The following is a 24,418-nucleotide window of genomic DNA, read 5'->3' as shown; positions in this document are numbered from 1 at the left end:
GACCTACCGGGCCGCAAACGCCCGTGCCAGGTCCGCAATGAGGTCCTGCGGATCCTCCAGCCCGACGTGCAGCCGCACCACCGGCCGGGTGCTGGTCCAACGGCTGTGCTCGCGCAGGCGCTCTGGCGCGGCGACCAGCGCAAGGCTTTCGTAGCCGCCCCACGACGCGCCGATGCCGAACAGCTGCAGCGCATCGACGAAGGCATTCGCCGCCGCGGCATCGGCATCGCGGAACTCGAAGGACACCAGCCCGCTCGCGCCGCTGAAGTCGCGCTTCCACAGCGCATGGCCCGGATCCTCGGGCAATGCCGGGTAGAACACGCGCGTCACCCGCGGATGGCGCTGGAGATACTGCGCCACTTCAGTGGCATGGCGCTGGTGCTGGGCCAGGCGCACGGGCAGCGTGCGCAGGCCGCGCAGCGACAGGTAGGCGTCGTCGGCGCCAATGCCCAGGCCCAGCGCCTCGTGCGCGGTGGCGATCTTCGTGGCGAGCGCCGGGCTGTCCACCACCACGATGCCCTGCATCAGGTCGGAGTGGCCGGCGATGTACTTGGTCGCGGCCTGGATCGAGATGTTGGCGCCCAGCGCCAGCGGCTGGTGGAACCAGCCGCCGCTCCAGGTGTTGTCGGTGGCGACCATGACGCCGCAGTCGCGGGCGATGGCGGCGAGGCGGGGCAGGTCGAGCACCTCATAGAGCAGCGAACTCGGCGATTCGAGGTACACGAGCCGCGTGGTGGGGCGGATCTTCGCGGCCAGGTCGTCGTGCGTGGGCGAAAAATACTCAAGCGTGATGCCCAGGCGCTGCAGCAGGGTGCTGTCCACCCGGCGCACGGGCGCATAGACGCTGTCGGCCACCAGCGCATGGTCACCGGGCGACAGCAGCGCCAGGAACACCAGCGAGATGGCCGAGAGCCCCGAAGGCGCGAGGAAGGCCCGGTGGCCGAGCTCCAGGGTAGTGATGGCATCCTCCAGCGCGCGGTGCGTGTCCAGGCCGTGGCGCCCGTAGGCGGCGACGCGTTCGCCGGCGGCGCGGCGACGATGGTAGTCGGCATGGGTGAGGGTGTCCTCGAAGCGTACGGTGCTGGTCCGTACCACCGGCACGTTGACCGGGCCGGTGCCGTCGCGCAGCGCGGGCACGCCGGCATGCAGCAGCCGGGTGCTCGCGCAGAAAAGCGTGTCGGCGCTCGCCGCGACGCCCTCTTTGCTCAAGCGGCCACCTCGCTGGGCGTGAACTGCGTGGCGTTGTAGTTAACCACCGCGCCGGTCTCCAGGTTCACGCCGATGCGGCCCGAGAGCGTCTCCAGCGGCTGGCCGTAGAGATGGAAATGCAGCGTGGGTTGGTTGCCCACCACGTGGATGCTGTGGATGTCGTCGGGCAGGAAGGCGACCGACGTGCCGGGCTGCACGGTGAGCTCGCGCACCAGTGCGAGCTGCGCCACGGCCGGATCGCTGCCGTCGTCGGTGCGGCGGTAGATGCGGTTTTCCTCCTGGCCCTCGATCGCCACGATGACGGCCCAGGTCGTGTGGTTGTGCGGGATCGTGGTCTTGCCGGGATTGATGGAATTCAGGTAGAGCGCGATGCCGTCGTCGCCGTCTTCGAAGTTGAGGCGATAGCGCGTGGACGCACCCACGCCCGCCGATTCGGCGGGCGGCGGAAAGTCAGCGCGCGTGAAGAGCGCGGTCTGCGTCGCCAGTTGTTCGAGGCGCGCGGTGATCACGGCCAGCGTCGCGCGGTCCGGTGCGTTGCCGGCGGCAATGCGCCTGATCTCGTCCAGCGCCTCGGCGATGGCGGCGCGGCGTTGTGCGGCGATAGAGGTGTTGTCAGTCGTCATCGATGTTCTCCAGGGTGGGGTGGGTTCAGAGCGCGAAACGCAGCCGCTCGAAGGGCAGTGGCACGAACGCGGGAGCGGGCGGCAGAGGCGCGGGGCGGGCGCGAGCGCCTTCGCCGAGCGCGCGGTGCAGGAAGGCGCGGGTGCGCTCGCTGGCCGGGTCGTTGAAGATGCGCGCGGCCGAGCCGTGCTCGACGATCACGCCCGCCTCGGTGAAGTACACCTCGTCGCTGATCTCCTCGGCAAAGCGCATCTCATGCGTGACCAGCACGCAGGTCAGGCCGTCCTGCACCAGGTCGCGGATCACGGTCAGCACCTCGCCCACGGTTTCGGGGTCGAGTGCGGAGGTCACCTCGTCGAACAGCATCAGCTCGGGCCGCATCGCCAGCGCGCGCGCAATGGCCACGCGCTGCTGCTGGCCGCCCGAAAGCTCGCCCGGATAGGCCGCCTCCTTGTGCGAGAGGCGCACCTTGTCCAGCAGCTCGCGCGCTTCGCGTTCGGCCGTGGCGCGCTCGCGGCCGGCCACGCGCGTCGGCGCGATCACCAGGTTCTGCAGCACCGTCAGGTGCGGGAACAGGTTGTACTGCTGGAACACGAAGCCCACGCGCTTGCGCAGCGCGATCAGCTCGGCCTCGGTGCGCAAGCTCTCCACGGCGGTGTCGCCCACGCGGATCTCGCCGCGCTGCGGGCGCAGCAGGCCGGTGATGCAGCGCAGGATGGTGGACTTGCCCGAGCCCGAGGGGCCGACAATCGACACCGCCTGGCCGCGCCGCACCTCGAGATCGATGCCGCGCAGCACTGCGGTGGCGCCGAAGGCCAGGTGCACGTCGCGCAGCGCGACCAGCGGTGCTTCGCGCGCAGCGGCGGTGGGGGGGGAAAGAAAGACATCAGTGGCGGTCATGGCGGCGCTCCAGCGCGCGCGTGGCGCGTGCAATCGGGTAGCAGTAGGCGAAGAACAGGCCCAGCAGTGTGAAGTAGACGAGGATGGTGAAGTCGGTGCGCGCCACCGTGTTGCTCGCGATCTGCGCCGTGTCGACCACGTCGTGCACGCCGACCAGCGAGGCCAGTGCCGTGCTCATGGTGATGCTGGCATACAGGTTCATCCACGGCGGCAGCATGCGGCGCACGCACTGCGGCAGCACGATGAGGCGAAAGATTTCGCGCCGCCGGAAGGCGAGCGATTGCGCCGCCTCCCACTGCGCGCTGGGGATCGACTGGATCGCGCCGCGGAAGATCTCGGCCACGTTGGCGCTGGCCGGCAGCGCCAGGCCCAGCACCACCTTGAGCCAGTCCGGGAACGGGACGGTCCACGACACGAGGCGCAGCTCGAAGGGGAACACGTAGGTCGTGAAGTAGATCAGCACCAGCACCGGCGCGTTGCGGAATACCTGCACGTACCAGCGCGTCGCGACGCGCAAGGCGCGCAAGGGCGAAAGCGACAGCGCCCCCACCACCAGCCCGGCCAGCGTGCCCAGCGCCATGGCGAGCACGCTGATCTCGATGTTGGCCAGCAAGCCGCGCAGGAGCGCCGGCAGCCATCTCCACAGGTGCACGAAAGCCGTGGGCGTGCTGCCCGTGGCGCCCCAGAAGGCGAGCACGATCAGCGCGGTGCCGACGCCGACGAACCAGGGGTTGCGCCAGGCGCTGGCCCACGGACCGGCGGGAGCGGCCTGCGGCGCGCCATGCGCGAGGGCGAGTTCACTGGCCATAGCCGGGCATCCTCAGGCGTTCTTCGAGCCAGCGGCCGGCCAGGCTCACGAGCCAGGTCAGAAGGCCGAAGTACAACAGGATCAGGAGCAGCAATTCCAGCACGTTGTCGCGCTGTGTCCAGATCATGATGGATTCGTAGGTCACGTCACCTACCGCGATAGCCGAGGCCACGGCCGTCATCTTCACGAGGTCGACCAGGTTGTTGACCAGCGAGGGCAGCGCGAAGCGCAGTGCCAGCGGCAGCTCCACGCGCCATAGCAGCTGGCGCTGCGAGAAGCCGAGCGAGCGGGCCGCCTCGAGCGTAACGCGTGGCACCGCCTCGATGCCCGCGCGCAGCGCCTCGGCATGGAACACGCCCTTGTGCAGCGACACCACTACCACCACCCAGACGAAGGGCGTGAGCGGGTTGCCGCCGTGCGTCTGCAACTGCTGGGTGATGAGCATGTTGAGCACCAGGAAGGCACAGTAGAGCTGCACCAGGGTCGGCGTGTTGCGCGTGACTTCGATGAAGGCGCGCGCGGGCTGCACCAGCCAGGCGCGCCCGGAGGTCAGCGCGGCGGCGATCGCCACGCCGGCGGCAAGGCTGCAGGGGATGGTCAGCAGGCACAGCTGCAGCGTCACGCCCAGGCCGCGCAGGAAGGCGCCGCGCTCGACCGAGTTGAGCACGAAGGCGTAGTTGAGGCCCAGCGGCTTGAGCGCCGCGACCGCCTGGGCCCACAGCGCGTCGCTCATCCCGAGGTCTCCAGTTCGATCGCAGCGTCGGCGCTGCCGCGATCGGCGGGGCGCATGACGAGGGCCGACAGCGTCAGTGCGAGCGAGCGGAGTTTCATGGCGAAGGCATTCAGGGGCCGCCGGATCGCGGCTCCAGGTGGATCAAGGAAAAGCGCAGGCAGGTCGTCGAGCGGGCTCAGGGCGCTGCCTTGAGCTTGGCCTGCAACTCCGGCAGCAGCGGCTGCGGCGGCACGATGCCCAGGCGCTTCTCGGTCTCGATCAGCCAGCCGCTGCGATGCCATTGCTGCACCGCCTTGTCGACCGCGGCGAGGGTGTCGGCCTCGCCCTTGCGGGCCCACACCACCGAGGGCGCGGGCAGGATCTCGTCGCGGATCGGCGCCGCGTACCCGGCCCATTCCGGATTGCCGCGCAGGAGCGGCTGGATCAGGATCGCGTCGTGCACCGCGGCCACGCAGTTGCCGCCGCGCAGTGCCAGCAGCGATTCGGCCGAGGTCTTGAAGCCGCGCACCTCGGCCCCGTACTGCTCCTGCAGCGGCTTCACGTAGCTGCTGCCCTGCGAGGCGCAAACGGTCTTGCCGCGCAGGTCTTCCCACTTGGTGATGCCGCTGGTCTTGAGGACTGCGGCTGTGCCGCCGACGCGGTAGAAGGGTGTGGGCGCATGGCCCAGGATCTCGCCGCGGTCGGCGTTGTATTCCATCGAGGCGATCAGCAGGTCGACCTTGCCGGACTGCAGGAACTGCACGCGGTTGGAGGGGTTCACCTGGACCAGCTCGGCCTCCGCACCGAGGCGCTTGGCCAGGTCGCGGGCGAGCTCGGGGTTCCAGCCGACGAGCTGCTGCGTGGCCGGGTCGATGGCGCCGAAGGGGCCGCCGCTGATGGCGACGCCGATCACCACCTTGCCGCGCTGTCGTATCCTGTCCAGCGTCGCGTCGGCATGGGCCAGACCGGCGGCGAGGCAGAGCACGGCGCCGAGCAGGGCGGCGATACGGTGGGAAGGAGCGAGGCGGAAGGCTGGGTGCATGGAATCGTGACGGCAAAGCAAAGGCAAGCGGGCATCTTGCGGGCCTGCGGACACCGTCGCAAGGAAGGCTTTCAGATATCGATATGCGTTGCCTCGGGCAGGCGGAAGGCGGCGAGATCTTCCGGCGCGCATTGCGCGATCAGCCCGGTTTCCCAGGCGAGGTAGCGGCGTGCGGCATCGAGGTTGCCCTCGTGCCGGTCGTGCACGAAGAACAGGTAGTCGATGGCGTCGGCATCGGCGGGCGAGTCAGAGCTCGCGTCCTGCGGCCAGCCGGCGGCCTTGGCCGCAAGGGCCGGGGCCCAGCTCAGGTGGTGCCAGCCGGCCTCGCGCAGGTCCTGCGCTGCCAGCCGCGCCACGATCTCCTCGGCCGCCAGCAGCAGCACGGGGCGCTGCCGGTCGCCGCGTGTCGCGGCCTGCACATCGGCCACCAGGCGCGGGCGGATCGACCAGGCCGCGCCGCGTGCATGGCGCTGTCGGTATGCCATCGAAGGCCGCAGGTCGAATACCACCGGCGGCAGGTTGCCGTCCCCGCGCAGCGCCGCCAGGGCTTCGGGAATCTGCTCCGGCACTGCCAGCGGCAGCGGCAGGCGAGGCGAAGACGGGATGCGCAGCGCGGCGGCGATGCCGCCCTGCACCAGCGCCGCGTCCAGGCCCAGGCGGCGCAGCCAGAGCGCCACCACCGGCGCGCGGATGCCCTCGTCGTCCAGCAGCAGCACGCGGCTGCCGCGCACGCCGATCTGCAGATCGACGGCCTGCAGCAGCTGCCCGCCTGGCGCGTGCCGCGCGCCCGGCACGCTGCCCGCGGCGAATTCGTCGGCGGTGCGCACGTCGAAGACGAAGGTGGTGCGTGCGTCGTCGTCGAGCCAGGCCTGCGCGGCGGCAGCATCGAGCAACGGCACCCCCGCACAGTGCACGACGATGGGCGTCTGGTCATCGGGCACCAGCGTTCGCCAGCGCAGCGCCAGCTCGCCGTTGGGCACGGGTAGCGCGCCGGGGATGGTCATCCTGCGGTGCTCTTCCAGCGTGCGGCCGTCGAGCAGCACGAGCGGCTCGCCCGACTGCAGCCGCGCGGCCAGCGCCTGCGCACCGATGTGCGGAACGTCGAAGGCGTGCTCGACCCGCTCGCCGAAGGTCTTCGAAGGCAGGTTCACGCCCTGGAAGAGCGTGTGCCCGGCGCGTGCCCAGGCGGGGGCGCCGCCGGCGAGCAACCATACCTTGTCGTAGCCGAGGGCCGCCAGCCGCGCGGCCGCGCGCGCAGCCACGCCCGAGGCGCCGTCGTCCAGCAACACCGTGCGCGTGGCCCGGCGCGGCACCAGGCGCGCGACCTCAGGCTCGAGGCGGCTGTAGGGCAGATGGACCGCGAAGAAGGGATGACCTTCGCCATACTGCCCATGCTCGCGCACATCGAGCAGCGCGATCTCGCCGCCGTCGTGCAGCCACTGCTGCAGGGTGGCGGCGTCGACGGTCGGGACTGGATGCGCCCGGATGGCGGCCTTTGCATCGGCGTGCGGCGCGGAATTTGCGGTGGCGATGGACATGAGAGCGAGCGGGGTCGAGTGAGAGGCACAAGCGCGCCACCTTAACCAGCTCGCGCGGCACGGGCTACGAAGCTTTGTGCATAAGCTTCCGCGCGCCCAGCGTTCAGAAGCGCAGTGCCTGACCGACGCCCGTGGCATGCGCCTTTCCCAGCAGCGCATGGCCGAGCGCGATGTCGCTCAGCGACAGGCCGCGGTGCCAGAACAGGATGGTTTCGTCGTCGCGCTCGCGGCCGGGCTTCAGGCCCGCAACGATCTGTCCGAGCTCGGCATGCAGGTTGCCCTCGTGCAGCCGCTCGCTGTCCACGTGCGCGCGCAGTGCGCCGAAGGGCAGGCCCTTTCGGCATTGTCCCCAGTCGTCGACCACCCATGATCTCGGTCAACGAGAGTTCGACCGCGCTCATGGTGCCGTAGGGCACGACCAGCGCGCCGGGCCGTATCCATGCCGTCCTGAGCAGCGGCTCGGGCCGCGGTAGGCGCGAAGCTTCGACCACGATGTCGGCGCCGCGCACGCAGGCCTCCCAGTCGCCGGTCACGCGAACCGGCTTGCCGAGCTCGCGTTCGAGCCGCGCGCCGAAGGCTTCGCGGCTTTCGGGCCGCAGCGAATGCACGCGGATCTCGTCGAAGTCGAACAGATGGTCGAGCAGGCGCACGTTCCAATAGGCCGAGCCGCGCGCGCCGATGTGTCCCAGCACCTTGCTGCCCTTGCGCGCGAGATGGCGGGCACCGAGCGCGGACATGGCGCCGGTGCGCATGTCGGTGAGGGCGCTGGCGTTGAGCACCGCGAGCGGCTGGCCGGTCGTGGGGCTGAACAGGTTGAGCAGGGCCATGGCCGAGGGCAGGCCATGCCGGTAATTGCCGCCGAACTCGCCCACCACCTTGACGCCCGCCAACTGGAACGGGCGAATGACGCCGCGCAGGATGTTGAAGTGTCCCTTGCCCGAGGGTTCGGGCACGAGGTGAACGCGCGGCTCGATCACGGCGTGGCCGCTGCCCTGCGCGGCCAGGCCGATCTCGACGGCGTCGAGGATCTCGTCGTCGTCGAGCGCCAGGCTTTCGACGTCGTGGCCGCTCAGGTAGGTGATGTGGCTGTGGCTCATCGGATGGGGTTGCGATCCTAGAGACGAAAGGCCTCGCGGCTTGCACCGATTGCGCATAAGCAAGTGCGCAAATCTTCGTGTGCGCGCAAGGTGTTGGCTTGCGAACATCGGCACTGCGAAGGCTGTCCGCAATCCAGCAGCCAAGCGGGGTGTTTCTGCTGGGAAGTGAACATTTTCAGCCTCGAAGCGCTGGCACTCGAATTGCAACGTGGGACTTCCATCGCTGGCGCCGCCATCGAACAACGCAATGACAGGAGACCGCATGCTGGTTCGACAACGCAAGCTCGATGCGCATGAATTCGCCGATGGCGCCTACGCATGGTTCCTGCCGCTCTTCGCGCAGCTCCAGCAGCGCTTTTTGCAGCCCGCGGGCACGAAGGACGGGTTCCCCTGCGTCTTCGCCCAGAACGCATTCAGGCGAACGAACATCCGCTTCTCGCTCGTGCCGCTCCGAAAGGGCGTTCACGACCTGGACGAATTGCGCCGGGACTTGGGCGACTACCTGGACGACTGCGAAGCGTGGGACGGCAACGCGAACTCGTCCGAGCCCTTGCTGGCGGTGTTCGAGAAGGCCAATGGGCTGCGCGGCGAAGACGACTACCGACGCCTGTTCGACGCGGCCCTGCAGCACCTGATCGACAACGATCCGCTGCCATGGCCCGAGCACACGCACACCGACCCCGCGAGCCCCTACTGGTCGATGTGCTTCAGGGAGGTCCAGATCTTCATCAACGTCAGCCACCCGGCGCATGTGCAGCGCAGGAGCCGCAACCTGTGCGACACCCTGGTGCTGGTGATCAACCCGCGCGAGCGCTTCGATGCCGTGGCCGGCAACCACAGCAAGGGCCACGCGATCCGGCAGCAGATCCGCAGCAACGTCGACCTCTACGACCGGATCTCGCGCTCGCCGCGGCTGGACCACTACCTCAGCGGCGGCCTCGAATGGCCGCAGTACATGCTGCCCGACGACAACGTCACGCCGCCGCGCAAGTGTCCCTTGCACTTCTGGAAGAAGCGCGCCGCCAACGAGCCGGCGGCCCTTCCGGCATTTCGCTATCGCTTCGCCCGCTGAAGCCCTCGTTCACACCACCTGGAGAACTGCACGATGACGACTGCCTTCACCTACCTGCCGCGCGTGGCCGAACCCGAAAAGATGACGGAAGAGGAGGAAGCCCACTATGCGCGCGCCGACTACTCGGTGCCGCACGAAGCCTTCGTCGACGAGATCGTCACGGCGATCGGCCGCGGCAAGGAGATCTCGCTGGTCGACCTGGGCACGGGACCCGGCGACGTTGTCATCCGCTTCCGCGGCAAGGTCGACTGGGACCTGTGGGGCGTCGATTTTTCGCCCGGCATGCTGGCCATCGCGGTGGAAGGCGCCACAGCGCGCCTGCCGGCGAGCGCGCGGCCGATCAACTGGGTGATCGCGGACACCAAGCGCACGGGCCTGCCGTCGCAATACTTCGACGCCGTGATCTCCAACAGCGTGCTGCATCACCTGGAAGACCCGCTGCGTTTCTGGCGCGAGGTCGAGCGCATCGGCAAGCCGGGCGGCTTCGTGCACGTGCGCGACCTGCGACGGCCGCCGTCCGACGCCGAGGCCGACCGGCTCACCAGCCTGCACGTGGGGCGCGAATCCGAGGTCGTGCAGGAGCACTACCGTTCGTCGCTGCTGAGCGCCTACCGCGTCGACGAAGTCGTGCAACAGCTCGATCAGGCCGGGCTGCACGGGCTCCAGGTGCGCGAACTGGACGACCGCTACCTCGAAGTCGTGGGCTGGAGGGCCGAGCCCGCATGAAGGAGGCGACATGACCGAACGACTGCAGAAGAACGTCACGCTTCCGCACGGCGTCGGCCTGGCGGTTTCGACCATCATCGGCTCGGGCCTGCTGGGCCTGCCCGGCCTGGCCATCGGCCAGGCCGGCGCCTACACCGCGCTGACCGGCTGGGCGCTGACGCTGCTGCTGTCCGTGCCGCTGATGCTGATCTTCATGCGGCTCACCCGCCTCGTGCAGGACGCCGGCGGCCTGGCCCGCTACGCCGCGCTGGCCTTCGGCCCGGCCTTCGGTTCGGCCGCCAGCCTGCTGATCGCCGCGACCTTCGCGCTGTGCATCCCTGCCGGCACGACGATGGGAGCCGCCTACCTGCAGGAGATCTTCCACCTGCCGGCCTGGACGGTGCTGCCCATCGTGCTGGGCCTGCTCGGCATCTCGACGCTGGTCAACATCGCCGGCGCCAAGCCCTCGCGCGTGGTCAACACGGTGGCCGTGCTGGCGCTCGTGTTGCTGATCCTCGCCTTCGTCGCGCTCAACCTGCCGTCGGTCGCACGCGGCGCCGCCGCAGTGGCCGAAGTCGCCCAGGGGGCCGTGCCGATCCCGCTGACGGGCCTGTGGTCCGCGTCGGCGCTCCTGTTCTGGGCCTTCCTCGGGTGGGAGAACCTGAGCTTCGGCAGCGAGGAATACCAGGACCAGCCCGGCTTCGTCTCGCGCGTTTTCCTGCTCGGCTTCGTCGTCGTGGGTGTGCTGTATGCCGCACTGGCACTGGTGAGCACGGGCGCCGCGCTGTCGGGCAAGGCCATCGGCGGGGTCACCGGGCTGCTGCGCCTGGTCGATGGTCAGCCGCTGCGGCCGGTGATCGTTGCGCTGATCGCCGTGGTGGTGGTCGCCAACGTCAACGCATGGGTGTTTGCCGCGAGCCGCCTGTACTTCGCCGCCGGCCGCAACGGCGACCTGCCGGCCTTCCTGGGCCGGCTCGACCGCCGCGGCATACCGGTGGCCAGCCTGCTGCTGCTGTTCGTGCTCTATGCCGCGCTGGCCGCGGCCATCGCCTTCGAGGCGCTGCCGCTGGTGACGGCGCTCACGGTGGCCAACCAGAACTTCATCCTCCTGTACGCCGGTGCCATCGCCACCTTCGTGGCGGTCGACAAGAGCGCCTCGGGGCGCGTGATCGCCGCGGCCTCGGCTGCATCCTGCGTCTTCCTGTTGTCGGGCTTCGGCGCCTGGCTGGCGGTGCCGGTGCTGATCGGCGCCATCGGTTACCTGAAGCACAGGCTCGCGCACCGCGCCGCCGCGCCGGAGCGGGCGGCTTCGTGAGCACGGCCGGCAATCGCGCCTACCTCGAGGCCACCGGTCGGGCGCGCGAGCTGGCCGGCGCGCTGAAGGCCGTGGCGCGCGATGCCGAGCGCGAGCGCAGCCTGCCCGGACGAACCTTGGCCGCCTTGCATGAGGCGGGGCTGTTCCGCATCCTGCAGCCGGCACGCGTGGGCGGCGCGGAGCTGGACTTCAGCGCGCTGATCGAGGTGTCGGCCGAGCTGGCGCGCGGCTGCGCCTCGACCGCCTGGGTGGTGGCCAACCTGGCCTGCCGGCACTGGATGCTGGCGATGTTCCCGAAGGCGGCGCAGGACGCGGTGTGGGGCGCGTCGCCGGACGCGCTGGTGGCGGCCTCCATCATCTTCTCCGCCGGCCGTGCGCGCGCCGTGCGGGGCGGGTACCTGGTCGACGGCCGATGGCCTTTCGCCAGCGGCGTCACACTCGCCGACTGGTGCATGGTCGCCGCCGTCGTGCCGGGCGAGGAGGGGGCCGAACCCGACCACCGCCTGCTGCTGCTGCCCGCGCGGGCCTATCGCGTCATCGACACCTGGCAGGCCGCGGGCCTGGCGGGCACGGGCAGCGCCGACGTGCTCTGCGAAGAAGTGTTCGTGCCCGAGGCGCTGAGCCTGTCGGTGCGCGACATCGCAGGCGGGCCGACACCGGGCCACGAGGCCAACCCGTCGCCGCTCTACCGCATTCCAGTGTTCGCCCTGTTCCCCTTCACGCTGTCGGGCGTCGCGCTGGGCAATGCAGAAGGACTGCTGGACGAGCATGTGGCGGTCACTGCGCGCCGCGTCGGCCGCTATGGCGGCGTCAGGCTGGCCGAGCTGCAGAGCAGCCATATCGCGATCGCGCGCGCCTCGGCCCAGATCGACGCCGCCGGCCGGACCATGCGCGCCGTGTGCGAGGAAGCGATGCGCGATGCCGCCCGCGGGGTGCCGCCGCAGATGCCGGCCAAGGCGCGCTACCGGCGCGACGGCGCCTACGCCGTGGCGCTGTGCACCGAGGCGGCGAGCAGCCTGTTCGCCGCCGCCGGTGCCAGCGCCATCCTGCTGGACAACCCCATGCAGCGCGCCTTTCGCGATGCACACGCGATCCAGTCGCACATCGCCTTCAACTTCGATGTCGCGGGATCGCTGTACGGGCGCGTGCTGCTGGGACAGGACGCCGCCAATCCATTGTTGTGAGGAAAGAAAGAGCATGAGCATCCTGAGCAAGTTCTGGCCGGGCGCGCTCGCCCTGTGCCTGGCCCTCCCGGCCGGCGCGCAAGCGACCGACAAGGTGCGCGTCGGCGTGATCGGCCCCTTCACCGGCCCCGCGGCCACCAGCGGCATCGCGATGAAGCGGGCCTTCGAGTTCACCGCGAAGCAGGTCAACGATGCAGGCGGGGTCGCCTTCAAGGGCCGGCGCGTGCCGATCGAGCTGCTGTTCGAGGACAGCCAGTCGCGCCCCGACGTGGGCTTGAGCGCCGCGCAGAAGCTGCTGACCCGCGACAACGTCGACGTGCTGCTGGCCGAGATGCTGCACAGCTCGGTGGCGCTGGCGATCATGGAACTCGCGCCGGCTCACAACAAGGTGTTCATGAGTGGCCAGCCGGTGGCGATCGAGATCGCCGAGCGCATCGAGCGGGACCCGCAGAAGTACCGCAACTTCTGGAAGCACGACTTCAACAGCGACGCGTCGTCGTACACGCTGAAGGAGACCGTGCGCCTGCTGGTGCAGCAGAAGAAGCTGGTGCCGAGGAACAAGACAGTCGCCTTCGTGATCGAGGACAGCGACTTCGCACGCGCCAATGTCGAGTACGCCACCCGCTACCTGAAGCAGGACGGCTGGACCGTGCTGGCCACCGAGACCGTGCCGCTGGCGCACACCGACTTCTATCCGCAGATCTCCAAGCTGCGCGCACAGGCGCCGGACCTGCTGTACTCGATCTTCACCTCGGCCAACTCGGGCATCGCGCTGGTCAAGCAGATCCGCGAGCAGGACATCCGCGCCGTGCACATCGCGACCTACTACCCGACGCTGGCCGAGTTCACCAAGGGCGCCGGCAAGAACGCCGAGGGCCTTGTCCTGATCCCCTTCCTGTTCGATCCGAAGTACAACGCGGCCCACAAGGCCTTCGCCGAGAAGATCGGCGCCTATGTCGGCACCACTGTCTCCATGGACCATGCCTTCGGCGCCTGCGCGGCGGAGGTGCTGTTCGACGCCATCCACCGGGCGCAGGACGTGGCGCCGGAGGCCCTGAACAAGGCCTTCCTCGCCACCGACTACCAATGCGCCGTCGGCCACTGGGTCTTCGATCCGAAGAGCCATTCGCCGAAGGTGGGCGCGGGCTACCTGACGCTGCCGGCGGCCCAGGTCCAGGACGGCGTGATCCGCGCCATCTGGCCGCCCGAGGTGCCGGGCAGCGTCGCGTTCCGGCGCCAGGACTGAAGGGCGATGGCGCAGGAGGCGCTGCTGCGCACGCACGGGCTCACGATGCGCTTCGATGGCCTGACCGCGGTGGACGGCGTCGATATCACGCTGCGCCGCGGCGAGATCCACGCGCTGCTGGGGCCCAACGGCGCCGGCAAGACCACGCTGTTCAACCTGATCGCGGGCGCGTTGCGGCCGACGGCGGGAAGCATCCGCTTCGCCGACAAGGACGTCACCGCGCTGCGCCCCGACTGGCGCTGCCGCGCCGGCATCGCGCGCACCTTCCAGATCACCCAGCCCTTCGCGCGGCTGACGGTGGAGCAGAACGTGATGTGCGGCGCCCTGGCGCGCTTTTCCTCGATGCGCCGCGTGCGCGAGGAGGTGCAGGGCGTGATCGATGCCGTCGGCCTGGCCGCCAAGCGCGAGGCGCCGGCCGGCACCCTGAGCACCGGCCAGCGCAAGCGCCTGGAGCTGGCGCGTGCGCTGGCGACGGCGCCCTCGCTGCTGCTGATCGACGAGCTCAGCGGCGGCATCGACCAGCCCAGCCTGCCCGCGCTCGAGGCGCTGGTGCGCGGGTTGAACCGCGATGGCCTGACCGTGCTCATGATCGACCACAACCTGGAATTCGTAGGCCGGCTCGCGCAGCGCGTGAGCTTCCTCGCCGGCGGGCAGCTGCTGGCCGAGGGCACGATGGCGCAGATCCACGCGCATGCCGCGGTGCGCGATCTCTACCTGGGGCGCGCTCGTGCTTGAGCTCAGGGCCGTCAGCGCCTTCTACGGCGCGGCGCAGGTGCTGTGGGACGTGTCGCTGGAGGTGCGGCGCGGCGAGATCGTGGCGCTGATCGGCAGCAACGGCTCCGGCAAGAGCAGCGTGCTCAAGGCGGTGGCCGGCCTGCTGCCCGGCGTCACCGGCCATATCCGGCACCAGGGCCGCGAGCTGCGCGCGCTGCCGGCGCATGAGCGGGCCGGGCTCGGCATCGGCTTCGTGCTGGAGCGGCGCCGGCTGTTTCCGGCGATGACGGTGCGCGAGAACCTGCTGATGGGCGCGTACCGCGTGGCGAGTGCGCAGGCCGTGCGGGAGACGCTGGAGCGGGTGGAGGCGCTGCTGCCGCTGGTCGCGGCGAAGCGGCGCGAGCCGGCCGGGCGCCTGAGCGGGGGCGAGCAGCAGTTGGTGGCGATCGCGCGCGGCCTGATGTGCCGGCCTTCGCTGCTGCTGCTGGACGAGCCGTTCCTGGGTCTGTCGCCGCGCGCGGTCGAGGAGGTCGCCGCGCTGCTGGGCCACCTCCACCGCGAGGGCCTGACCCTGCTCTTCAACGAGCAGGACGCGGCGCTGTGCTTCTCGCTGGCGCAGCGGGGCTACCTGCTGAAGGCCGGGCGCGTGGTGTTCGAAGGCCACGGGCCGGCCGCGCTGCAGGAGCCGGCGATGCGGGAGTTCCTGGGGGAGGCCGTGCCGTGAGCTTCGCGCTCTTCGTCGAACAGATCCTCAACGGCCTGGTCCAGGGCGCCGTCTATGCGCTGGTCGGCGCGGGCCTGGCGCTGATCTACGGCACCATGCGCATCCTGAACCTGAGCCAGGGCGAGTTCTTCATGCTGGGCGGCTACGCCACCTACGTGCTGGTGGCCGAGATGGGCCTGCCCCCGCTGGCGGGCATCGCGGGCGCGGTGCTGCTGGGCGCGGCCGCGGCGGGCCTGGTGCACAGGCTCGCGGTCGCGCCGCTGCACCAGCGCGAGGGCTGGGAGTTCAACACCATCGCGCTGACGTTGGGCGTCTCCATCGTGCTGCAGAACATCGCCTTCCACCTGTGGGGCGAGCGCTTCAAGACCGTCGAGTACTTCGTCGAGGGTTCGCTGCGCCTGGGCGAACTGCGCATGCCCTGGCAGCGCCTGCTGATCCTCGCGGCCAGCGTCGCGGTGATCACGCTGGCGGCGGCCGTGCTCAAGTACACGCGTTTCGGCCGCGCGCTGCGCGCCACCGCGCAGGACGCGGAGGCGGCGCAGGCCATGGGCATCGACACCGCTCGGATCCATGCCTGGACCTTCGTGCTCGCGGGCGGCCTCGGCGCGCTGGCCGCGGCCCTGCTGTCGCCGCTGGCCGCGGTCAATCCGTGGATGGGCAATCCCTTCATGCTGAAGGCCTTCGTGGTCGTGGTGCTGGGTGGGCTCGGCAGCTTCGGGGGCGCCATCGCCGGCGGCTTCGTGCTCGGCGTCGTCGAGAGCATCGGCCTGTCGCTCACCTCGTCGGAATGGCGCGACGTGATCTCCTTCTCCGTCCTGATCGCGATTCTGTGGCTGCGTCCCGCGGGCCTGTTCGCGACCTCGACCCGATAGCGCATGCGCATGCAGCTCCAACGAACGCGCTCGTCCATCGGCCAGTGGGGCGCGCTCCCGTGGCTCCTCGCCAGCGCCGCGCTGCTGCCCGGGTTCAGCGGCAACGCCTATGTGCTGCATGTCGCGATCCTGGCCATGATCCATGCCGTCTTCGCCGCCAGCTGGAACCTCGCCACCGGCATCACGGGTCTCAAGTCCTTCGGCCACCAGGCCTTCTTCGGCATCGGCGCCTACGGCTCCGCGCTGCTGTCGATGCAGGCCGGCCTGAGTCCGTGGTTCAGCGTCTGGATCGCGGCGCTGGCGGCGGCGGCCGCGGGCTGCCTCATCGCGCTGCCGGTGCTGCGGCTGAAGTCGGTGCCGCATGTAGCCATCGTGACGCTGGCCTTCGCCGAGATCGTGCGCCTGGTGCTGTCCAACGCCAAGGAACTGACCCGCGGCGAAATGGGGCTCTCGGGCATTCCTGCATTGCCGGACATCGTGGTCTTCGGCCTGCGCGTCGTGCACTATGACGTGGCGGCCAAGACCGGCTACTACTACACCGCGCTCGCGCTGCTGCTGCTGTCGCTGCTGTGCCTGGGCACGGTAATCCGCTCGCGCACCGGGCTGGCGCTGATGGCGATCCGCGACTCGGAGACAGCGGCGGAAAGCCTCGGTATCGGCCTGACGGCGCACAAGATGGCGGCCTTCGCGCTGTCGGCCTTGCTGGTCGGCCTGGCCGGCGCCTTCTACGCGCACTACGTGCTGGTGCTGACGCCCGGTTCGGCAGCGGGCGTCGAGCTGATGATGCTGATCGTCTCGATCGTGCTGGTCGGCGGGCTGGGCAGCTTCGCCGGCCCGGTGATCGCCGCCTTCGTGCTCACTTGCGGGCTGGAAGGCCTGCGCGGCCTGGGCGAGTACCGCATGCTGATCTACGGCGGCCTGATCGTCGTCGTGGTGCTGGGCTTTCCTGACGGCCTGGCCAGCGCGCCGGCGCGGCTGCGCCGGTTGTGGGCTCGCGCCGGACCGGCGTCGCGGCGGCGGACGCCTGCTGCCGATCGACGGCCCGCATAAGCAAGTTCGGTTTTCTTCGTTTCTATGCAGCCGTCACGGCCCTATCGTGCCGCCATGTTCCACTGGGCGGCCGCGCGGCCAGCGCGCGCCGTCGTCGCAGACTTTGACCACCGTCCTGACACTGCCCGACTCCGCATCCTCGGCGCTCTCGATCCGCGCCAAGGCGCTGTTGTTTCGCGACCCGGGTTCGGTGCAGGTCCATGCGCAGGTCGAGCGCGTCGCGCGCACCGATGCCACCGTGCTGGTCATCGGCGAGACCGGCACCGGCAAGGAGCTGATCGCCCGCCATGTGCACCAGCAAAGCGGTCGCAAGGGACCTTTCATCGCCGTGAACTGCGGCGCGTTCAGCGAGAACCTGATCGACGCGGAGCTCTTCGGCCACGAGGCCGGGGCCTTCACCGGCGCCAGCCAGGCGCGCGCCGGCTGGTTCGAGGCGGCCGACGGCGGCACGCTGTTCCTGGATGAGATCGGTGACCTGCCGCTGGCGCTGCAGGTGAAGCTGTTGCGCGTGCTGCAGGAGCGCCAGGTGGTGCGGCTGGGGTCGCGCCGCCCGATCGCGCTCGACGTGCGCCTGGTGGCGGCAACCAACATCGAACTGCGCCGGGCGGTGGAGGCGCGGCGCTTTCGGGCCGACCTCTACTACCGGCTCAATGTCGCGCCGATCACGCTGCCGCCGCTGCGCGAGCGCCCCGGCGACATCCTTCCGCTGGCGGCGCACTTCATCTCGTTCTACGGGGCCAAGCTGCACCTCGGGGCGGCGCAGCTCAGCGAGGGCGCGCAGGCCGTTCTGCTGGCCTACCCCTGGCCCGGAAACATCCGCGAACTGGAGAACGCGATCCACTTCGCGCTGATCGTCTGCCGCGGCGACCTGATCCGGGCGCAGGACCTGCAGTTGCCCGACATCTCGGCCCATGGGGCCACGGCACCTGCACCGGCGCCGGAACCTGCCGCCACGACGCAGGCGGAGGAGGACCAGCTTGCTGTCGCGCTGCAGGCGCTGTTCGAGGCGCGTGGACCGCGGCTCTTTCTCGCGGTGGAGCAGGCGCTGGTGAGCGGGGCCTACGCGCACTGCACGCGCAACCAAGTGCAGACCGCACGGCTCCTGGGCATCTCGCGCAACACGCTGCGCACGCTGCTGCGCCGGCACGGCCTGCTGGATGCGGTGCCGCGCGCCGAGCCCACCGTCGTGCCCGACGTGCGCGGCAGCGCGGATCGCCGGCTCCTGCTCGCCTGCTGAAGCGCAATGCGGCGCGCATGCGCCGGTCGTGCGCTTGCGTCATAGGAAGCCGCGCATTCCACACTTCCGCTTCCCGACGGCGCTCTCCAGAATGGCCGCGGCGTACGGGGGCCGCCTGAAGCCCTCCCGGCCTTGGAATTCACGATGTCGCAGAACTGGAAATTCGAAACCCTCTCCATCCATACATATTCGCCGGATCCGGGCACGCGCGCGGTGGCGCCGCCGATCTATATGCGGGCATCGAGGCCGATGCGCCCGTGGTGACGCATTGCGACGGTGGCGGGCGAGCGGCCCTGGCCGCATGGGCCGCCCTGAACGCAGGCCAGCAAGATGTGTCGGCCTACTACCTGAGCTTCTCGGACTGGGCCAAGGACGAGTCGTGCACGATCGTTCGATCCTGAGCCTGCAGCGCCCAAGTGCGCTGACGCTCGAAGACGCCCTCGGCTTCCTTGGTGAACCTGTGAATCGACTCGAAGAGACCGAGCTTCGACAACTGCCCGGAGACTCATGCTCGGGGCGAGCAGCGGGCCGGCACCATAGTTGAGTTGGTTCTGAAGATTCAACTTTTCGTTCGTTTGAGATTCATTGCGCCCCTTCTACATTGATGGCTATCGCCGCCCACCAGGGTGGCGAACCGCATCAGAAGGGGTTGTGCACGATGTCGTTGGAAGTCGAGGAAGTCGCGTTGCCGGAGGTGCTGCTGCGTGCCCGTGCAGAGGCCGAAGCGCAGGGCGGGTCGCATGCAGGCGGGGTGTACCCGCAGATCGCCTGGGCGCTGGTCGAGGCGGGGCAGGCGGTGCTGGTCGACGTGCGTTCGGGCGAGGAACGCAAGTTCGTCGGCCATGTGCCGCAAAGCCTGCACGTGCCATGGGCCACCGGCACCGCGCTCACGCGCAACCCGCGTTTCGAGCGCGAGCTGGAGGCCCGGCTCGCGAAGGCGGGCGGCAAGCAGGCCGTGGCGCTGCTGCTGTGCCGCAGCGGCAAGCGCTCGAAGCTGGCGGCCGAGGCCGCCGCCAAGGCCGGCTTCACGCATGTCTTCAATGTGCTCGAGGGCTTCGAGGGCGAGCTCGATGCGCAACAGCATCGCGGCGGCGCGGACGGGTGGCGCTTCCACGGCCTGCCCTGGGTGCAGGACTGAAGTCTCTCCCGCGCGCGACAACAAAGATCGTTTCAAGGAGGATGTCGATGGCTCATGTCGAGGTGGGCGAGGTGGTGCGCGCGCTGCGCGGCGCACGGGACGAGTGGCGCGACCAGCAGAAGCGCTCGCGCGAGCTGGGGCCGCGCGAGTTCCCGTCGCGTGACGCGCTGTCCGCGATCGTCAAGTCGCTCAAGGGCGCGCTGTTCCCGATGCGGCTGGGCCCGCCGGATCTGCGACACGAGAACGAGGACTTCTACGTGGGCCGTACCCTCGATGCCGCTTTGCACGGACTGTTGGAGCAGGCACGCCTGGAGCTGGACTTCAGCGCGCGCCACCGCGGCACGAGCGGGCAGCAGATCGATGAGGATGCCACACGGGCGGTGTGCGAGTTCGCCGATGCGCTGCCGGGCCTGCGCCGGCTGCTCGACACAGACGTGCTCGCCGCATACCAGGGCGACCCGGCCGCGCGCAGCGTCGACGAGGTGCTGCTGTGCTATCCGGGCGTGCTGGCGATGATCCATCACCGGCTCGCACACAAGCTCTATGGGTTGGGCCTGCCGCTCCTGGCGCGCATCGTGGCCGAGCTCGCGCATGCGCAGACCGGCATCGACATCCATCCAGGCGCGCAGATCGGCGCCGGTTTCTTCATCGACCACGGAACAGGCGTCGTGATCGGCGAGACCGCGGTGATCGGGCAAAGCGTGCGCGTGTACCAGGCCGTCACGCTCGGCGCCAAGCGCTTTCCGACGAACGCCGAGGGCCATCCGCACAAGGGCCTGCCGCGCCATCCGATCGTGGAGGACGAGGTAGTGATCTATGCCGGCGCGACCATCCTCGGGCGCGTCAGGCTCGGCAAGGGCGCGACCATCGGCGGCAACGTGTGGGTGACCGACGACGTGTCCCCGGGCGCCAGCGTGACCCAGGCCAGCCTGCAGAAGGCGCCGGGGGCGGCAGGATGAAGGTCTTCGTGCAGGACTTCGGCGTGGTCGTACGGCAGCTTCGGGAGGCGCAGGGCTGGTCGCAGGAGCGGTTGGCCGAGCGCTCGAGTCTGAATCGCTCGTACGTGGGCGAGATCGAGCGGGGCAGCGTGATCGCCTCGATCGTGACTGCGCAGAAGCTCGCCCATTCGCTTGGCATTCACAGCGCGGCCCTGTTCGCGCATTGCGAGGAGCTGGAGCGCCGGCGGCTGGCGCAACGCATCAATTTGGCGGCTATAGCCTGTTGAACGACCGGCCCCGTGCGGCCGACACTCGCCGTGTCCTCGTTTCTTTCTTCAATGTTCACGGAGCCCTCATGAGTGCAACAGTCGGTGGTACCACCGCTCTCGGCGACAACGCCGCCCGCCAGTTGGCGAATGCCACCAAGACCGTCCCTCAGCTCGAAACCATCAGCCCGCGCTGGCTCACGCACCTCTTGCAATGGGTGCCGGTCGAAGCCGGCATCTATCGGCTCAACAAGGTCAAGAACCCGGAATCGATCAAGGTCACCTGCACCGCGCGCGAAGAAGAAAACCAGCTGCCACGCACCTTCGTCGACTACGAAGAGCAGCCGCGCGAATATTTCCTCAATGCCGTGAGCACCGTGCTCGACGTGCACACCCGCATCTCCGACCTCTACAGCAGCCCGCACGACCAGATCAAGGAGCAGTTGCGCCTCACGATCGAGACGATCAAGGAGAACCAGGAGAGCGAGCTCATCAACAACCCCGACTACGGCCTCTTGTCGCAGGTGAGCGAGGAGCAGCGCATCTTCCCGCTGACCGGCGCGCCAACACCGGACGACCTCGACGAGCTCTTGACCAAGGTCTGGAAGGAGCCGGCCTTCTTCCTCACGCATCCGCTGGCCATCGCCGCCTTCGGCCGCGAGGCCACGCGCCGCGGCACCCCGCCGCCGACCGTGAGCCTCTTCGGCTCGCAGTTCATCACCTGGCGCGGCATTCCGCTGATCCCCTCGAACAAGGTGCCGGTGGCCGACGGCAAGAGCAAGATCCTGCTCTTGCGCGTGGGCGACAAGCGCCAAGGGGTGGTGGGCCTGTTCCAGCCCGGCCTGGCGGGCGAACAGAGCCCGGGCCTGTCGGTGCGCTTCATGGGCATCAACAACCATGCGATCGCGTCCTACCTGATCTCGCTGTACTGCTCGCTCGCGGTCCTGACCACCGACGCGCTGGCCGTCCTGGACGACGTCGAAGTCGGCAAGTACCACGACTACGCCGACACCTACAAGTGAGCACATCGCTTCCTTCATCGGACGCCGGCTTCGAGGCGCCCTTCGATCCCGCCGTGCTCGCGCAGATGGCCTCGGCCATGTTCGCGGCGCTGCCCGGCGGCGCTGCACCGGGCGTACAGGCGCCGGTCAACATCGCGCCGCCGGGTTCGCCGCTCGCGAGTCCGGCCGGCTTCGGCCCCGGCGTACCGGGCACGCCCATTCCGCAAGGCCTGGTGCCGGGTGCCAACCTGCTGCCCGCATCGCCCACGCCGCTGGCTTCGCTGGCGCATCGCGCCCCGGCGCTGCAGCCGCACGCGGCCGCGGCCAACGGCCTGCCGGACAGCGTCGTCAGCACCGCGCCGGCCTACGAGCCGCGCTTCGGCGGCGGGCTGCTGGGCGTGCCGGAGGCGAATTCGGCAGCTGCTTCGCAGGTCGCGCAGCATCCAGCCGTCCCGGCCTCGCCCTTCTATTTCGTCGGCGACCGCCATGGCCATCCCCCGGCGGGCGGGCGCGGCAGCGAGGCTGTGGCCGATCCGCTCGACGCGCTAGCCGCCCATCCCTTTGCGCAGGCCGAACTGCCGCGTGCGGCGGCGCCGGCCGGCCCGGGCGTGCCGCCGACCGTGCCCTCGGTCGAGCCGAAGTTCTATTTCGTCGACGCGGTTGTGCTGCCCAGCGGCTACGTCACGCCGGCCAAGCCGGCGCCCCGCGGCGGCGCCGTGCCGCCGGCGGAGCAGGGGCGGCATCCGGCCTTCGACGTGCATGCGGTGCGGCGCGATTTCCCGGTGCTTCAGGAACGCGTCAACGGTCGCCAACTGGTGTGGTTCGACAACGCCGCAACCACGCACAAGCCGCGCGCGGTGATCGATCGCATCTCGTACTTCTACGAGCACGAGAACTCCAACATCCACCGCGCCGCGCACGAACTGGCGGCACGCGCGACCGATGCCTACGAAGGCGCGCGCGAGCGGGTGCGGGCCTTCATCAATGCCCCCGAGGTGGAGGAGGTGATCTTCGTGCGCGGCACCACCGAGGCCATCAACCTGGTGGCCAAAAGCTGGGGTGCGCAGCACGTGGGCGAGGGCGACGAGATCGTCGTCAGCCATCTGGAGCACCACGCCAACATCGTGCCGTGGCAGCAGCTCGCTTCCGCCAAGGGCGCCAAGCTGCGCGTGATCCCGGTGGACGATTCGGGTCAGGTGCTGCTCGACGAGTACCAGAAGCTGCTCAGCGACCGCACGAAGATCGTGGCCGTTACCCAGGTCTCGAACGCGCTCGGCACCGTGGTGCCGGTCAAGCAGATCGTGGAGCTCGCGCACCGCGCGGGTGCCCGAGCGCTGGTCGACGGCGCGCAGTCGGTCTCGCACATGCGCGTGGACGTGCAGGACATCGGCGCCGACTTCTTCGTCTTCTCCGGCCACAAGGTGTTCGGCCCGACCGGCATCGGCGTGGTCTGGGGCAGGCGGGAGGTGCTCGAGGACATGCCGCCGTGGCAGGGCGGCGGCAACATGATCGCCGACGTCACCTTCGAGAAGACCGTGTTCCAGCCGATCCCGAACAAGTTCGAGGCCGGCACCGGCAACATCGCCGATGCTGTGGGCCTGGGCGCGGCGATCGACTACGTGAACAGGATCGGCATCGAGAACATCGCGCGCTACGAGCACGCGCTGCTGTGCCACGGCATGCAGGCGCTGAGCGCGATCCCCGGCGTGCGCCTCATCGGCACCGCGTCCGACAAGGCCAGCGTGATGTCTTTCGTGCTGGCGGGCCACAGCACTGAGGAGGTGGGCAGAGCGCTCAACGAGGAGGGCATCGCGGTGCGCACCGGCCACCATTGCGCGCAGCCCATCCTGCGGCGCTTCGGTGTCGAGACCACGGTGCGGCCCTCGCTGGCCTTCTACAACACCTTCGACGAGATCGATCGCCTGGTGGCGGTGGTGCGTGGCCTGGCTGGCCAACGACGCCATCCGGGCTAGCCGATCCGAACCTCCATTCACGCGCGAAGCGACTTCGGCGGGCCCTCGAGGCCCGCTTTTTTTACCACCGCGGATGCACCGGCTCGAACACCGGCCGGAACAGGAAACGGCGCGTGATCTCGCCATAGCCCCGGTAGTAGAAGTGACCATTAGCCGCCAGCACCGCGGCCTTGTGACGCCGGAAGTGGATCGGGATCTCGTACCACGGCATCGTGGGCGCGCGATGGTGCACGTGGTGCAGGTTGTTGTAGAGGTAGAGCAGCCCGAACACCAGGTTCGATTCGACGATTGCGACGCGCGCGTGCGGCGTGTCGCTCCATCGGTGCTCGGCGAACGAGCGCAGGGCTCCGAGCATCATGCTGGGGTAGACGAAGCACAGCACGTAGGTGACCAGGTCCATGCCGCAGACCTGGATCACGTAGAAGAGTACCGGTGCCACGCTGAGCGCATGCACGAGCCAGATCCGGACGTGCGACAGGTCGTGCGCCCGCAACCGCGCCGCCTCGCCGCGAACCATCTTGAGCAGGCGCAGCCAGGGGCCGACCACCACCCGGAAGGCGAGCGTCTGGTTGGCGCCGTAGACCCATCGCCGAAGTAACCCGTAGCCCTGCCAGGCGTGCGCGGCATGGTAGACGCTCTCGGTGTCCTTCTGCGGATGCGTCAGATGGAAGTTGACGTGGTGCGCGCTGTGGCTGCGGTTGTAGAGCGGGTAGGGCAGCCACAGGTTGATGGGCGGCCAGACCACCGCGTGGCGCAGCCAGCGCGGCAGGTGGCGCATGGCATGGATGCTCTCGTGTTGCAGCGAGAAATGGAGCTGCCCCAGGTAGCCACCGAGCAGGAACAGCAGCCACGCCGGCAGCGTGCGGTGCCACCACAGCAGCGCGGCCCAGGCGGCGTAGAGCACCGCGGCGAGCAGCAGCGTGGGGATTTCATAGTGCCGCCACCAGGTGGCGCGCGGCGGGCGTGGAAGGGAGGGGCAGGCGGTGGTGGTCATGGCAGGGACCGCACCGATCTTAGGAAGGGCCGCGTTCTTCGCATGCGCCCATTGCGCATGTG

25 protein-coding genes and 1 pseudogene are annotated in these 24,418 nt (G+C 69.5%); 17 read left to right on the top strand and 9 right to left on the bottom strand.

What is annotated here, in order from left to right; translation table 11 throughout:
- Positions 1 to 3 precede the first annotated feature (3 nt).
- From metC to ACSQ89_RS38910, 8 genes and pseudogenes are all read right to left on the bottom strand, one after another.
- Positions 4 to 1,209: a cystathionine beta-lyase gene (gene metC / locus ACSQ89_RS38945; protein WP_436297488.1), complete on the bottom strand. Its 1,206-nt coding sequence runs from the start codon at positions 1,207 to 1,209 to the stop codon at positions 4 to 6.
- Positions 1,206 to 1,832 carry a cysteine dioxygenase gene (locus tag ACSQ89_RS38940; RefSeq protein WP_436297487.1) on the bottom strand — a complete coding sequence of 209 codons (627 nt, stop codon included), beginning with the start codon at positions 1,830 to 1,832 and terminating at the stop codon, positions 1,206 to 1,208. Before ACSQ89_RS38940 ends, metC begins: the two co-directional genes overlap by 4 nt.
- A gap of 25 nt (positions 1,833 to 1,857) precedes the next feature.
- Positions 1,858 to 2,730: an amino acid ABC transporter ATP-binding protein gene (locus ACSQ89_RS38935; protein ID WP_436291192.1), complete on the bottom strand. Its 873-nt coding sequence runs from the start codon at positions 2,728 to 2,730 to the stop codon at positions 1,858 to 1,860.
- Positions 2,717 to 3,538 carry an amino acid ABC transporter permease gene (locus ACSQ89_RS38930; RefSeq protein ID WP_436291191.1) on the bottom strand — a complete coding sequence of 274 codons (822 nt, stop codon included), beginning with the start codon at positions 3,536 to 3,538 and terminating at the stop codon, positions 2,717 to 2,719. The genes ACSQ89_RS38935 and ACSQ89_RS38930 overlap by 14 nt, the downstream gene beginning before the upstream one ends.
- Positions 3,528 to 4,271 (bottom strand): amino acid ABC transporter permease, encoded by a 744-nt coding sequence (locus tag ACSQ89_RS38925; protein ID WP_436291190.1) that lies wholly within the window; start codon positions 4,269 to 4,271, stop codon positions 3,528 to 3,530. The genes ACSQ89_RS38930 and ACSQ89_RS38925 overlap by 11 nt, the downstream gene beginning before the upstream one ends.
- Positions 4,272 to 4,446: 175 nt before the next feature.
- Entirely contained in the window at positions 4,447 to 5,292 is an 846-nt protein-coding gene (locus ACSQ89_RS38920; RefSeq protein WP_436297486.1) for a transporter substrate-binding domain-containing protein, read from the bottom strand.
- A gap of 71 nt (positions 5,293 to 5,363) precedes the next feature.
- A complete protein-coding gene (locus ACSQ89_RS38915) occupies positions 5,364 to 6,830 on the bottom strand; it encodes a rhodanese-like domain-containing protein (RefSeq protein WP_436297485.1) in 1,467 nt (488 codons plus the stop codon).
- A 103-nt stretch (positions 6,831 to 6,933) separates the two neighbouring features.
- Positions 6,934 to 7,927, bottom strand: a pseudogene (locus ACSQ89_RS38910) (ornithine cyclodeaminase family protein).
- Positions 7,928 to 8,189: 262 nt separating this feature from the next.
- On the opposite strand from ACSQ89_RS38910, the gene ACSQ89_RS38905 reads away from it, so the two are divergent.
- From ACSQ89_RS38905 to ACSQ89_RS38825, 17 genes are all read left to right on the top strand, one after another.
- Positions 8,190 to 8,999: a YqcI/YcgG family protein gene (locus ACSQ89_RS38905; RefSeq protein ID WP_436297484.1), complete on the top strand. Its 810-nt coding sequence runs from the start codon at positions 8,190 to 8,192 to the stop codon at positions 8,997 to 8,999.
- A 33-nt stretch (positions 9,000 to 9,032) separates the two neighbouring features.
- Positions 9,033 to 9,725, top strand: a complete 693-nt coding sequence (locus ACSQ89_RS38900) for a class I SAM-dependent methyltransferase (protein WP_436297483.1) — start codon at positions 9,033 to 9,035, stop codon at positions 9,723 to 9,725.
- Positions 9,726 to 9,735: 10 nt separating this feature from the next.
- Entirely contained in the window at positions 9,736 to 11,019 is a 1,284-nt protein-coding gene (locus tag ACSQ89_RS38895; RefSeq protein WP_436297482.1) for an APC family permease, read from the top strand.
- Complete coding sequence (locus tag ACSQ89_RS38890; protein ID WP_436297481.1) at positions 11,016 to 12,203, top strand: acyl-CoA dehydrogenase family protein; 1,188 nt, start codon at positions 11,016 to 11,018, stop codon at positions 12,201 to 12,203. The genes ACSQ89_RS38895 and ACSQ89_RS38890 overlap by 4 nt, the downstream gene beginning before the upstream one ends.
- Before the next feature lie 13 nt (positions 12,204 to 12,216).
- Entirely contained in the window at positions 12,217 to 13,449 is a 1,233-nt protein-coding gene (locus ACSQ89_RS38885) for an ABC transporter substrate-binding protein (protein ID WP_436297480.1), read from the top strand.
- 6 nt (positions 13,450 to 13,455) lie between these two features.
- Positions 13,456 to 14,184, top strand: a complete 729-nt coding sequence (locus ACSQ89_RS38880; protein WP_436297479.1) for an ABC transporter ATP-binding protein — start codon at positions 13,456 to 13,458, stop codon at positions 14,182 to 14,184.
- Positions 14,177 to 14,887 (top strand): ABC transporter ATP-binding protein, encoded by a 711-nt coding sequence (locus tag ACSQ89_RS38875; protein WP_436297478.1) that lies wholly within the window; start codon positions 14,177 to 14,179, stop codon positions 14,885 to 14,887. Before ACSQ89_RS38880 ends, ACSQ89_RS38875 begins: the two co-directional genes overlap by 8 nt.
- The gene (locus ACSQ89_RS38870) at positions 14,884 to 15,759 is read left to right on the top strand and encodes a branched-chain amino acid ABC transporter permease (protein ID WP_436297477.1); all 876 of its coding nucleotides are present in this window, start codon (positions 14,884 to 14,886) and stop codon (positions 15,757 to 15,759) included. Before ACSQ89_RS38875 ends, ACSQ89_RS38870 begins: the two co-directional genes overlap by 4 nt.
- A 9-nt stretch (positions 15,760 to 15,768) precedes the next feature.
- Positions 15,769 to 16,809, top strand: coding sequence for a branched-chain amino acid ABC transporter permease (locus ACSQ89_RS38865; RefSeq protein ID WP_436297476.1), 1,041 nt, complete (start codon positions 15,769 to 15,771; stop codon positions 16,807 to 16,809).
- 103 nt (positions 16,810 to 16,912) lie between these two features.
- Complete coding sequence (locus ACSQ89_RS38860) at positions 16,913 to 18,046, top strand: sigma-54 interaction domain-containing protein (protein ID WP_436297475.1); 1,134 nt, start codon at positions 16,913 to 16,915, stop codon at positions 18,044 to 18,046.
- Positions 18,047 to 18,178: 132 nt separating this feature from the next.
- Positions 18,179 to 18,310 carry a hypothetical protein gene (locus ACSQ89_RS38855; protein ID WP_436297856.1) on the top strand — a complete coding sequence of 44 codons (132 nt, stop codon included), beginning with the start codon at positions 18,179 to 18,181 and terminating at the stop codon, positions 18,308 to 18,310.
- A complete protein-coding gene (locus ACSQ89_RS38850; protein ID WP_436297474.1) occupies positions 18,304 to 18,447 on the top strand; it encodes a hypothetical protein in 144 nt (47 codons plus the stop codon). The genes ACSQ89_RS38855 and ACSQ89_RS38850 overlap by 7 nt, the downstream gene beginning before the upstream one ends.
- Before the next feature lie 257 nt (positions 18,448 to 18,704).
- Entirely contained in the window at positions 18,705 to 19,184 is a 480-nt protein-coding gene (locus ACSQ89_RS38845) for a rhodanese-like domain-containing protein (protein WP_436297473.1), read from the top strand.
- A 47-nt stretch (positions 19,185 to 19,231) separates the two neighbouring features.
- Entirely contained in the window at positions 19,232 to 20,143 is a 912-nt protein-coding gene (gene epsC, locus ACSQ89_RS38840) for a serine O-acetyltransferase EpsC (RefSeq protein ID WP_436297472.1), read from the top strand.
- The gene (locus ACSQ89_RS38835; protein ID WP_436297471.1) at positions 20,140 to 20,409 is read left to right on the top strand and encodes a helix-turn-helix domain-containing protein; all 270 of its coding nucleotides are present in this window, start codon (positions 20,140 to 20,142) and stop codon (positions 20,407 to 20,409) included. Before epsC ends, ACSQ89_RS38835 begins: the two co-directional genes overlap by 4 nt.
- Before the next feature lie 68 nt (positions 20,410 to 20,477).
- The gene (locus ACSQ89_RS38830; protein ID WP_436297470.1) at positions 20,478 to 21,410 is read left to right on the top strand and encodes a family 2A encapsulin nanocompartment shell protein; all 933 of its coding nucleotides are present in this window, start codon (positions 20,478 to 20,480) and stop codon (positions 21,408 to 21,410) included.
- A gap of 65 nt (positions 21,411 to 21,475) precedes the next feature.
- Entirely contained in the window at positions 21,476 to 23,362 is a 1,887-nt protein-coding gene (locus ACSQ89_RS38825) for a family 2A encapsulin nanocompartment cargo protein cysteine desulfurase (protein WP_436291555.1), read from the top strand.
- A 61-nt stretch (positions 23,363 to 23,423) separates the two neighbouring features.
- Here ACSQ89_RS38825 and ACSQ89_RS38820 read toward each other — a convergent pair whose 3' ends face one another.
- Complete coding sequence (locus ACSQ89_RS38820; protein WP_436291183.1) at positions 23,424 to 24,356, bottom strand: fatty acid desaturase; 933 nt, start codon at positions 24,354 to 24,356, stop codon at positions 23,424 to 23,426.
- Positions 24,357 to 24,418: the final 62 nt, after the last annotated feature.

The organism is Variovorax sp. LjRoot175 (assembly GCF_964253805.1).
Lineage (GTDB): Bacteria > Pseudomonadota > Gammaproteobacteria > Burkholderiales > Burkholderiaceae_C > Variovorax.
The sequence above is the reverse complement of the archived record's forward strand: the minus strand, read 5'-3'. Positions and strand labels throughout refer to the sequence as shown.

What these genes read in the sequence shown, in the direction of transcription:
- ACSQ89_RS38940 (WP_436297487.1), bottom strand. Translation starts at nt 1,832, where the DNA reads ATGACGACTGACAACACCTCTATCGCCGCACAACGCCGCGCCGCCATC.
- ACSQ89_RS38935 (WP_436291192.1), bottom strand. Translation starts at nt 2,730, where the DNA reads ATGACCGCCACTGATGTCTTTCTTTCCCCCCCCACCGCCGCTGCGCGC.
- ACSQ89_RS38930 (WP_436291191.1), bottom strand. Translation starts at nt 3,538, where the DNA reads ATGGCCAGTGAACTCGCCCTCGCGCATGGCGCGCCGCAGGCCGCTCCC.
- ACSQ89_RS38925 (WP_436291190.1), bottom strand. Translation starts at nt 4,271, where the DNA reads ATGAGCGACGCGCTGTGGGCCCAGGCGGTCGCGGCGCTCAAGCCGCTG.
- ACSQ89_RS38920 (WP_436297486.1), bottom strand. Translation starts at nt 5,292, where the DNA reads ATGCACCCAGCCTTCCGCCTCGCTCCTTCCCACCGTATCGCCGCCCTG.
- ACSQ89_RS38915 (WP_436297485.1), bottom strand. Translation starts at nt 6,830, where the DNA reads ATGTCCATCGCCACCGCAAATTCCGCGCCGCACGCCGATGCAAAGGCC.
- ACSQ89_RS38905 (WP_436297484.1), top strand. Translation starts at nt 8,190, where the DNA reads ATGCTGGTTCGACAACGCAAGCTCGATGCGCATGAATTCGCCGATGGC.
- ACSQ89_RS38900 (WP_436297483.1), top strand. Translation starts at nt 9,033, where the DNA reads ATGACGACTGCCTTCACCTACCTGCCGCGCGTGGCCGAACCCGAAAAG.
- ACSQ89_RS38895 (WP_436297482.1), top strand. Translation starts at nt 9,736, where the DNA reads ATGACCGAACGACTGCAGAAGAACGTCACGCTTCCGCACGGCGTCGGC.
- ACSQ89_RS38885 (WP_436297480.1), top strand. Translation starts at nt 12,217, where the DNA reads ATGAGCATCCTGAGCAAGTTCTGGCCGGGCGCGCTCGCCCTGTGCCTG.
- ACSQ89_RS38880 (WP_436297479.1), top strand. Translation starts at nt 13,456, where the DNA reads ATGGCGCAGGAGGCGCTGCTGCGCACGCACGGGCTCACGATGCGCTTC.
- ACSQ89_RS38865 (WP_436297476.1), top strand. Translation starts at nt 15,769, where the DNA reads ATGCAGCTCCAACGAACGCGCTCGTCCATCGGCCAGTGGGGCGCGCTC.
- ACSQ89_RS38845 (WP_436297473.1), top strand. Translation starts at nt 18,705, where the DNA reads ATGTCGTTGGAAGTCGAGGAAGTCGCGTTGCCGGAGGTGCTGCTGCGT.
- epsC (WP_436297472.1), top strand. Translation starts at nt 19,232, where the DNA reads ATGGCTCATGTCGAGGTGGGCGAGGTGGTGCGCGCGCTGCGCGGCGCA.
- ACSQ89_RS38835 (WP_436297471.1), top strand. Translation starts at nt 20,140, where the DNA reads ATGAAGGTCTTCGTGCAGGACTTCGGCGTGGTCGTACGGCAGCTTCGG.
- ACSQ89_RS38830 (WP_436297470.1), top strand. Translation starts at nt 20,478, where the DNA reads ATGAGTGCAACAGTCGGTGGTACCACCGCTCTCGGCGACAACGCCGCC.
- ACSQ89_RS38825 (WP_436291555.1), top strand. Translation starts at nt 21,476, where the DNA reads ATGGCCTCGGCCATGTTCGCGGCGCTGCCCGGCGGCGCTGCACCGGGC.
- ACSQ89_RS38820 (WP_436291183.1), bottom strand. Translation starts at nt 24,356, where the DNA reads ATGACCACCACCGCCTGCCCCTCCCTTCCACGCCCGCCGCGCGCCACC.